Origin of the sequence: Siphonobacter sp. BAB-5405 (assembly GCF_002872335.1) — a bacterium.
Taxonomy (GTDB): domain Bacteria; phylum Bacteroidota; class Bacteroidia; order Cytophagales; family Spirosomataceae; genus Siphonobacter.
This window is the reverse complement of the sequence record NZ_NJAG01000038.1, coordinates 1-9,500: the sequence shown is the minus strand read 5'-3', so window position 1 is coordinate 9,500 and position 9,500 is coordinate 1. Positions and strand designations below refer to the sequence as shown.

Sequence of the window (9,500 nt, the reverse complement as noted above, 5' to 3'; positions counted from 1 at the left end):
CCGTTGAAAACCAAACCCCTCATCCAACTTCTCACTTCCTTTCTCTCTTCGCTTTTACTGCCGACCCTACTTTCAAACCGGACTGCAAAGGTAAGTCWTTTCTAAGCCGCTTGTCAAGAAAAAGTGAAAATTTATTTTCAGCTTCTTCGCTTCTTTCCACCGCCTCATCCCTCGCTTAACTGCCTTTGCCTCAAGTGTTTACACCGTCTTTCCAGTGCCTTTCCCGTCGTTTGGGAGTGCAAAGATAGGACAAGAAAAACACCCTTGTCAAGCCTACTTTGAAAATATTTACTGACCTTTTTGAAGACCTGCTGATTTACAGTGACTTAATGCTGTAAAATTCTCAAAACTTTTTTACAGCCCCTCAGTTACCCAAGCAAATCCCTAAATGCTGCCTTTTAGAGCACTTCTTCGGCTCTTTCGCCCGGTTTCTTTCACTTTCTGCGGCCTTATTCCTTCACACCTTTACTTTCTTCTGTCTACCTTATAAATACTGTGTGTATTATAACTTCATTGCATAGGTGATGACTTGCCTATTCAGCTATATACATACTAGAAGAAGGCGGACTGGTATTCCCTGCCCGCCTTCTTCTAGTATATATGATAGTATAGGGAATCAGTCTTTATAAATGTCTACCCTAAACGAGCCATCTGATTGGATGTATCCTCGATACATTCCTTCTGAATTGAAAGGCATCGAGAAATTCCCTTTGGCATCCAAGGCTATTACGCCGCCTTCGCCTCCGCGTTCAACCAGCTTTTGATTCACTACTTCTTTGGCAGCCTCTTGTACGGATAGTCCTTTATAATGCATGAGGGCTGCAATGTCATACGCAACGACGGATCGGATGAAGTATTCACCATGCCCCGTAGCCGAAACCGCACACGTATTATTATCTGCATAGGTACCGGCACCGATGATCGGGGCGTCCCCTACCCTGCCGTATCGCTTATTGGTCATTCCCCCCGTGGATGTGCCAGCAGCCAAGTTTCCGTATTGGTCCAATGCTACACAGCCGACCGTACCAAATTTTTTCCCTTCCGTGAAGATTAACTCTTCGGCCCGACTGCTGGCATTCTTAGGAGCCTTTGCTGGTTTCTTTGGTGCTTCTTCAGTATGATCCAGTTTGACCTTCTCTTCCTTTATCGCTTTTTGCAACGCCTGCCATCGGCTTTCGGTGTAGAAATAGCTGGGGTCAACGATGGTGAGTCCTTTATCTTTGGCGAAGGTTTCAGCTCCTTTACCGATCAGCATCACGTGTTCAGATTTTTCCATCACGGCCCGAGCTGCCGAGATAGGATTGCGAATGGTGGTTACGCTCGCTACTGCTCCTGCTTTAAGCGTCTTGCCATCCATGACTGCAGCATCGAGCTCATTTTTGCCTTCGTGGGTAAATACGGCTCCCTTTCCCGCATTGAATAACGGAGAATCTTCCATCACATGAATGGTGGCCTCTACGGCATCCAGACTCGTTCCTCCTTTTTTAAGTGTAGCATAGCCTGCCTGTAAAGCCTGTTCCAGTACTTCGCGGTACGCCTTTTCTTTCTCAGCCGTCATATTCTGCCGGGTAATGGTTCCGGCTCCGCCGTGTAAGACCAAGGTTATTTTAGAAGGATCAGGACTTTGGGCAAAGGCCGTGGTACTAAATAATAGGAATAACCATTTTTTCATGGGAAGCAGATTTAGGTAAAACAAAGACGGTCTCTTCTATATATACTAGGAAGAACTCAAACGCGAAGGAATATCTTCTTTTGATAGAGTATATATAGGAAGAGCCACTTCATCAAAATCATTCCGGCTACGGTCAGGACTGCTTTTAAGGGTTCAGACGTTAGTTGATGGATCAGGCCTCCGAAGAAGAAGTCTGCGATGTGTTCAAAGTTAATGATTAAAACCGCCAGGTAGATCAAGATAGAGTTCATGCCGATCACGGTAAATAGAATCGTCCCTTTCTGATACTGCCTGACATCAATGATCCAGTAAAACAGAGCCAACAGCAGCAGGCTGCAGCCGCCCGTGACGAGTACGAAAGAGCTGGTCCATAAATTCTTGTTTATGGGGAATATATTATCCCAAAGCCAGCCCAGTACTAAAAAGGCTACTCCCACACCAATCAGGGTTTTCATTTTCTGTCCGGCGGTAGACGTATACTCTTTTAAAAGGGCACCGGCGTACATTCCTAACAGGGCGTTACAGATAGCAGGGACGGTAGAAAGTAAGCCTTCCGGATCGTGAATGGTCAAATAGAGTTTCCCCGGTACTAACAGTCGATCTACATAACCCGGCAAACTGCACGCCATGGTTAGTACACCAGCACCGCAGCCAGGTACGGGAATGAGCATCAACGCAGCCCAGTAGCCAAGCAAAATGCCGAAAAACCAGAAGTACTGAGCCCGTCGATTGGCGTATACGTAAATCAGCTGGGCAAACATACCCGCCAGTCCGATTCGTCCGAGAACACTACAGAACCGAATTTCCTCCAGAGGCTTTACAAAGAATCCATTGTTATAGATGATGCCGAAAATGACCAGGGTGATTCCCCGCGTAATAATTTTACGGGCTAATGGACCTTTGTCGTCCCCTTTCTGCAGCCGGCTTCCAATGGAAAACGGGGTGGAGACTCCTGCCATGAATAGGAAAAGGGGGAAGATCAGGTCGTAAAACCGAAAGCCATTCCACTCCGGATGCGTAAACTGGTCGGCCATGAAGGCAGCCCACCCCCAGGTTGTCGTCTTGGCTAAAGCGTAGAAGATTTCATCCCCACCCATAATCCAAAACATATCAAAGCCACGTAAGGTATCCAGCGATAACAGGCGTTTGACGGGCACGGGCTGGGCAACGGCAGGTTCCGGAACGGTAGATGCAAGAGACATAGAGGGGCAGTTAAGGAGTCTGGCCTTGGGCGGTTAAATATGGGCAAAAAGGCTCTGAATACCTATATATACCGTCGTTTCATTTTAAATTTCAGTATTAAATGCATTCATTTATTCTATATACCGAATTTTCTATGGATAAGCCTATCTCACAACTATAACCCTATAGTATCGAAAAAGCCCGTAGATATCTCTACGGGCCTTCACCAATTGTACGAATGGAAACAGATTACTTGACTTTGAAGTCAACCATGGTATCTGCCCAGCTCATACTTACTGTACCGGAGTTGGCTACCTTGATTGTAAACTTCTCAGTCATTTGAGGAGCCTTGCGAGCCGGTACTTTCACGCGAAGAGCGTCGTCAGCCTCCTTATAGTTGTAAGCTCCCCATTGTTCGGCCGTTTTGTTAAAGATGATCGTCCATTCTTTTTCACCGGGAATCGTAAACAGCGAATACTTACCCGCAGGCAGTGCTTTACCTTCTACTTTCAGATCGCCGGATGTTTCAAAGATGGTAGCTTCGTTAGCTCCCGTACGCCATACCTTTCCGTAGGGTGCGATTTTTTCCTCTTTCCAGACATCGCGACCTTTTACGGAAGGCTGTGAATAATCGATGGTAATGGTTTTTCCATTTACCTTACCCATAGCCTGAGCCGGAGGGCTAGGACGTTTTGACTTGTCCTGCGGCTGGTTTTGGGCAAATACGAGGCTAGTCAATGCAAAGAATGCTACAAAGAAGGTTAAAAGGGCTTTTTTCATGTGATGCAAATAGTTAAGACCTACGAAAAACGGGCATTCTGGACAAATGTTCAGAATTTAACCCGGTTTTTTTTAATGTGAGACAAGTACGTGCCAAAGTTTTCAAGCATTTTCGCAATTACAAGCGTTGACTTAGGGAAACACCATTCCTCTACGCCTTCCACATCATTCACCAAGCTTTACCTGTAATGAAAGTATTGATTCAAGCTGCCTTGTGCTGCGTACTGGGAACGACACTCGTACACGCCCAGAAACCCAAGAAAGCCAGCTCCTCTCCAACCCTGCCCGAATTTAATCTTAAAGTAGAAGAAGTAGGGAAGCACGTTCGATTTCTGGCCGCCGACGAAATGCTGGGACGTCGTACGGGTGAAATTACTAATAATGTAGCCGCCCGATACATTGCCGAACAGTATCGGAGTCTGGGCCTTAAGCCCGCCGGTTCGGATTATCTGCAGTCTGTAGCTTTGGAAAAAGTAAGTCCTGGCAATCGGGGTTATCTCACTTACGGAGCGGATACGCTCAAGGTTAAACAACACTTCATCAGCTTTTCGGGCGAACCCGCCACGTTCAACAATGTACCTGTTGTGTTTGCGGCCTACGGTACGGAAAATGATTACCAGGGTCTGGATGTAAAAGGAAAAATTGTTGTAGCCCAGTTTGGTACAGCGGATGCCAAGTCGCCCATGCAGGGCTTTGAAACCGCTGAACAGAAAACCAAATGGGCCACGGACCGGGGAGCCGTTGGACTCATTGAAGTATTACCTCCGCAACTGCCCTGGCAAACGGTAGCAAATTACTTTGGTCGGGAACAGGTGCGTGTGGCTACCGAATCCAACAAGAAATCTCAAATCCCGCATTTGTGGCTGGGCGGAGCCGCCAGCAAAGGCTTCAATCGTGATCAGGTGAAGCAATTGTCCGGACAAACGCCAAGTCAGGATAAAAAGCCTATTCGCTCGTACAATGTGGCGGCAGTACTGGAAGGTACGGACCCGGTTCTGAAGAACGAGTACGTCATTCTCTCCGCTCACTTTGATCACGTAGGAACGGGTAAAAACGGCGGTGGAAATTTCACGGAAGCAGATAGTATTTTTAATGGTACGCGGGATAATGCCTTTGGTACGGCTGCCGTCCTCGAAGCGGCTTCTACCCTTTCGAAAGTGAAACCGAAGCGTTCCATTCTGTTCCTGAATTTCACGGGTGAAGAATTAGGACTACTGGGTAGCAAGTATTACGCCGAGCACCCCTTGGTACCGATGAAATCCTGCATCTATAATTTGAACTGCGATGGAGCAGGTTATAATGATACGACACTCGTTACGGTGATTGGACTTGAACGTACGGGTACGCAGGCAGAATTTGAAACGGCGGCTAAAGCCTTTGGATTAAAAGTCAACGCGGATCCGGCTCCCGAGCAGGGACTGTTTGATCGTTCGGACAATGTAAACTTCGCAGCGAAGGGTATTCCGGCTCCAACGATTGCTCCGGGCTTTACCAAATTTGATGCGGATCTGTTTAAGTTCTATCACCAGGTAACCGACAATCCAGATTCGATTAGCTATCCCTACCTGCTCAAGTACTGTCAGACCTACGCCTACGTAGCCCGGCTTATTGCCAATAGGGCTACGCGACCCCAGTGGGTGAAAGGCGATAAGTACGAAGCCGCCAGCCAGGCCCTGTACGGGAAATAATTTTCTTTATACGTAAAGCAAAGAGCCGGTTTTTCAGGGAAAGAAAACCGGCTCTTTGCTTTTTAAGCGTGGTTCATTAAACAAAATTTATAGTTATTAGTTATTACTATTCCTTACGTTATTCACGCGAGTAAAGCTTAGTTAATACTGGAGTTATTCAACCGAACCTTACCTTTTGTTTAGCTTATAAATTCGATAGTTTTTCGTTTACTGATTAAGACTATCATGATCGATTTTAGAACAACTGCTACCCTCTTCAGCTTCTTACTATTCTTTGTTTTACGCTTAAATTATCGACTTATCCACGCTTCAACCCGCAACCCAATTCACTCATTATGAATACAGTACCTTATTGACATACGCTCTAGTGAACTTCCCGAAAATCCAGGCTATTTTCTTTTTGCGTAAGTAAAAGAACATTACTGTTTCAAAGCTTTAGAAGCATATATCTCTTTAACTATTTTGATTTAAAATAAAAAGAATCAAAGAAGTATAGAAGATTGCTTATAAATGCTTTTGATTTTGTAAAGGCTTGTTAAAAATAGTCTATACTTGTAGTTAGGACTTGTCCTACTATACCGCCACATAGTTAATCGTATTCCTGCGTTTAACTACACTTTAACATATTCGATGAGCTTTCAACACACGTATGTAGTCATCATGGCCGGGGGCGTCGGTACCCGCTTTTGGCCCTTCTCCCGCCAAACCTATCCCAAACAGTTTCACGACGTCCTTGGCATCGGTCGCACCATGCTCCAGATGACCTTCGACCGACTCGCCGACATCTGTCCGCCTGAAAACGTTTACATTGTTACCTCCCAGGAGTACTATGCCCTGACCAAGCAGCAACTCCCCCAGCTCAGCGATCACCAGATCCTCCTGGAACCCTCCCGTCGCAACACGGCCCCCTGCATCGGTTATGCCTGCTACAAGATTGCCGCTCGCGATCCCGAGGCCAACATCATCGTCACGCCTGCCGATCATCTGATCCTGAAAGAAAAGGAGTTCACCGACCGCGTCAAAGTCGCCCTTCAGGCTACGGCTGAATCCGATATTCTGGTTACCCTGGGCATTACCCCCACCCGACCCGACACGGGCTACGGCTACATTCAGTTCGATGGGCTGGCCGAGAAAGAAGTCAAGCGGGTGAAGACCTTTACTGAAAAGCCGCACCTGGAACTGGCTCAGGCGTTTCTGGAAAGTGGCGATTATGTCTGGAATGCCGGCATTTTCGTCTGGAATGCCCGATCCATTCGTAAAGCCTTTGAGTCGTATTTACCAGAACTGCACACGGTCTTTGAACGCCTGGAAAAAGATTATTATACCGAGCAGGAAGTCCTGGAGCTACTGGAAATCTATCCACTGTGTCAGAGCATTTCGATTGATAACGGGGTGATGGAAAAAGCTCAGAACGTGCACGTGGTTCTCAGCGACATTGGCTGGTCGGATCTGGGTACGTGGAAGTCCCTCTACGAGGTCAGTGAGAAAGATGAGAACGACAACGTGATTGATGGCCACATCGTCACCCACAACACCACGGGCTCGATCATCAAAACGCCCAAGGAGCGACTGGTGGTCGTGGAAGGCCTTTCGGATTACATCGTTGCCGAGTTTGACAATGTGCTTTTGATCTGCCCCAAGGACAAGGAGCAGAAAGTGAAGGAGTTTGTCAGCGATGCTTCCAAACGGGGAGCTCACTTCGTATAAGTCTTTCGCTCCTGATTCTTCGTATATACCGACGGAGCAAGCACGTTTTTAATCGGTATTTTTATTAAGTCGCTTACTGAAACTGCTCTCAACCGCCATTTGTATGCAGCTTTATCGCCTTCTGAATTATTTAACTGGAGTGTTACTATTGGTAGGCTTTCCCGCCTACAGTCAATTCAATCGTCCAGTTTATGATACAACGGTTACGCCGGGTATTCGTTATAAAGCCGAACTCGGTGGTTTAGCTTCTACTGCTTCACGTACCCCCTTTTGGTTGCGGGCCAATCAGTTTGGAACGGTTCCCCTGGAGTCACCCTCAGCGTTGGTGACTCTGGGGGCTACTGCCCTCTGGGGAGACGCCCGGCAAAATCGCAGACCTTATATCAAGGCGGGCGTGGAAGCAGTTGGAAATCTGAACCGAGCCTCCCGCTTCATCTTACCCGAAGCGTACGCAGCCATTCGTTTGGGACATGCGGAGTTATACGCTGGCCGTCGAAAAGAAATTAACGGTATTACGGATACGCTACTTAGCTCGGGCTCGTACGCCTGGTCGGGAAATGCGGTACCCATTACTCAGGTCAGACTGGGTACGAAAGATTACGCTCCTTTGCACTTCACCCAGGGCATCATTGCTTTCAATGCCTTCATTAGTCACGGCTGGATTAGTAATACAGATTCGATGAAAAATGTGTATCTGCATGCTAAATCACTCTTTGTACGCATTGGTAAACCAACCTGGAAAGTACGTTTTTACGGAGGTATGAATCACTTTGTACAGTGGGGAGGGTATTCGAAGTATTTAGGTAACAAAGTCTCAAATAATGGCCATTTACCTTCAGATTGGGAAGCCTACAAGAGAGCTTTTTGGCCGAGTAAAATAGATGAACAAAATACGAAAGGCTTCACTGAGTTTGATACATCTAATCGATCAGGCAATCATTTAGGTTCTGTTGACATTGCACTAGAGCTGAATCTTAATCGGGAAAACTTACTTTTTTATATACAACGTCCCTGGGATGATATGTCAGGAGTTGTATTTGGAAATCTACCCGATGGTATATACGGTGTACGATGGAAAAATAACAGAAAAATTGAAGGGTTTGGCCTACTTCAAATTACTGCTGAATACTTCACTTCTATGGACCAAAGTGGGGATAAATACCCTAAAGGAAACGATGATTATTTTAACAATGTGCAGTATTTAAATGGATGGACGAATGAAAAACGCAGTATTGGAACTCCATTTTTTACGAGATGGATGGATGCCAGCTATAAATGGCAAAACATCAGGGGTCCATTCAACCATTTTTCAACATTTAATAATAACAAGATTCAATTATTTCACCTAGGGTTATTAGGAAAGATATCCAGCTTAACTACATTTCAAACCAAGCTATCTTATAGTAAAAACTATGGCAGACCATATAGTAAAGATCCTATAAAGGGAGGGGCTAATCAATTTTCTGGTATTGCTTCTATCAGTACACAAACAAAAATACTTACCAATACAGAATGGGTTCTAAGCGTAAGTTTAGATCGCGGGCAGTGGCTACCTAATTCTTTGGGGGCAATGTTAACAATGCGAAAATTAATAAATCCAAGGTTATAAATTGATTACTACGCTTAACGTATAAATACTATAAGCTGTTTATATGTTAAGGCTACTCTGTATAATTTATCATTCCCAATATTATAAATCTAGCTACTACTAATAAAGTTCTTTATTAGTAGTAGCTAGATTTATTTTTATAAAGCATAAATTAAACTATGCTATGTATAGGATATTCAATTAACTTTTTCGCGACCGATGGAGTAATAGGTGTAGCCCTTCTCCTGCATGTCCTCGAGCTCATAGACGTTGCGTCCGTCAAAGATTACTTTGTTCTTCAAACGGCTTTCCATCTTCTCAAACTCCGGCGTGCGGAACTGCGGCCACTCGGTCATGATCATCAACGCGTCCGCATCCACCAGGGCCGAGTAGGCATCCTTGGTGAAGGTGACCTTCGAGCCAATGTCCGACAGATTCGCTACGTTTTCCATCGCCTCGGGATCGTAGGCTTTGATGTGAGCTCCCTGAGCAATCAGCTCCCGGATGTTGTACAAAGCCGGGGCTTCCCGGATGTCATCGGTGTAGGGTTTAAACGCCAGACCCCAGATGGCAATCGTCTTGCCTTTCACATCCCCGCCGAAATAATCCAGTACGTGCGGAATCAGCTTGGTCTTCTGGTCTTCGTTGACCGTCATCACCGACTGTAAGATACTGAAGTCGTAGTCGTAATCCTTGGAAGTTTTGTGCAGGGCCTGTACATCTTTGGGGAAGCACGAGCCCCCGTAACCAATTCCCGCAAACAAAAAGCGTTTACCAATCCGGCTGTCGGTACCAATCCCGCGACGAATGTCATCGACGTTGGCTCCCACTTTCTCGCAGAGGTTGGCAATCTCGTTCATAAACGTGATCTTGACGGCCAGAA

General features: G+C 46.0%; 7 protein-coding genes. 3 read left to right on the top strand and 4 right to left on the bottom strand.

Translation table 11 applies throughout. The annotated features are described in order from the left end of the window. Positions 1-616 precede the first annotated feature (616 nt). From BWI97_RS21110 to BWI97_RS21100, 3 genes are all read right to left on the bottom strand, one after another. Positions 617-1,672 (bottom strand): isoaspartyl peptidase/L-asparaginase family protein, encoded by a 1,056-nt coding sequence (locus BWI97_RS21110; protein WP_094808868.1) that lies wholly within the window; start codon positions 1,670-1,672, stop codon positions 617-619. 56 nt (positions 1,673-1,728) lie between these two features. Next, on the bottom strand, positions 1,729-2,874 hold the full coding sequence (locus BWI97_RS21105) for an acyltransferase family protein (protein ID WP_102202685.1): 1,146 nt from the start codon (positions 2,872-2,874) through the stop codon (positions 1,729-1,731). A 229-nt stretch (positions 2,875-3,103) separates the two neighbouring features. Continuing rightward, the gene (locus BWI97_RS21100) at positions 3,104-3,634 is read right to left on the bottom strand and encodes a DUF2911 domain-containing protein (protein ID WP_094808870.1); all 531 of its coding nucleotides are present in this window, start codon (positions 3,632-3,634) and stop codon (positions 3,104-3,106) included. Between the two features lie 188 nt (positions 3,635-3,822). On the opposite strand from BWI97_RS21100, the gene BWI97_RS21095 reads away from it, so the two are divergent. The 3 genes from BWI97_RS21095 to BWI97_RS21085 all read left to right on the top strand — a co-directional run bounded on the left by BWI97_RS21095 (position 3,823) and on the right by BWI97_RS21085 (position 8,638). After that, positions 3,823-5,322 carry a M28 family peptidase gene (locus BWI97_RS21095; RefSeq protein ID WP_094808871.1) on the top strand — a complete coding sequence of 500 codons (1,500 nt, stop codon included), beginning with the start codon at positions 3,823-3,825 and terminating at the stop codon, positions 5,320-5,322. 630 nt (positions 5,323-5,952) lie between these two features. After that, on the top strand, positions 5,953-7,029 hold the full coding sequence (locus BWI97_RS21090) for a mannose-1-phosphate guanylyltransferase (RefSeq protein WP_233207933.1): 1,077 nt from the start codon (positions 5,953-5,955) through the stop codon (positions 7,027-7,029). Positions 7,030-7,132: 103 nt separating this feature from the next. Beyond that, on the top strand, positions 7,133-8,638 hold the full coding sequence (locus tag BWI97_RS21085; protein ID WP_102202684.1) for a capsule assembly Wzi family protein: 1,506 nt from the start codon (positions 7,133-7,135) through the stop codon (positions 8,636-8,638). Between the two features lie 176 nt (positions 8,639-8,814). Here BWI97_RS21085 and BWI97_RS21080 read toward each other — a convergent pair. Next, a partial coding sequence (locus tag BWI97_RS21080) for a UDP-glucose/GDP-mannose dehydrogenase family protein (protein WP_146010994.1) occupies positions 8,815-9,500 on the bottom strand: 686 nt, incomplete at its 5' end.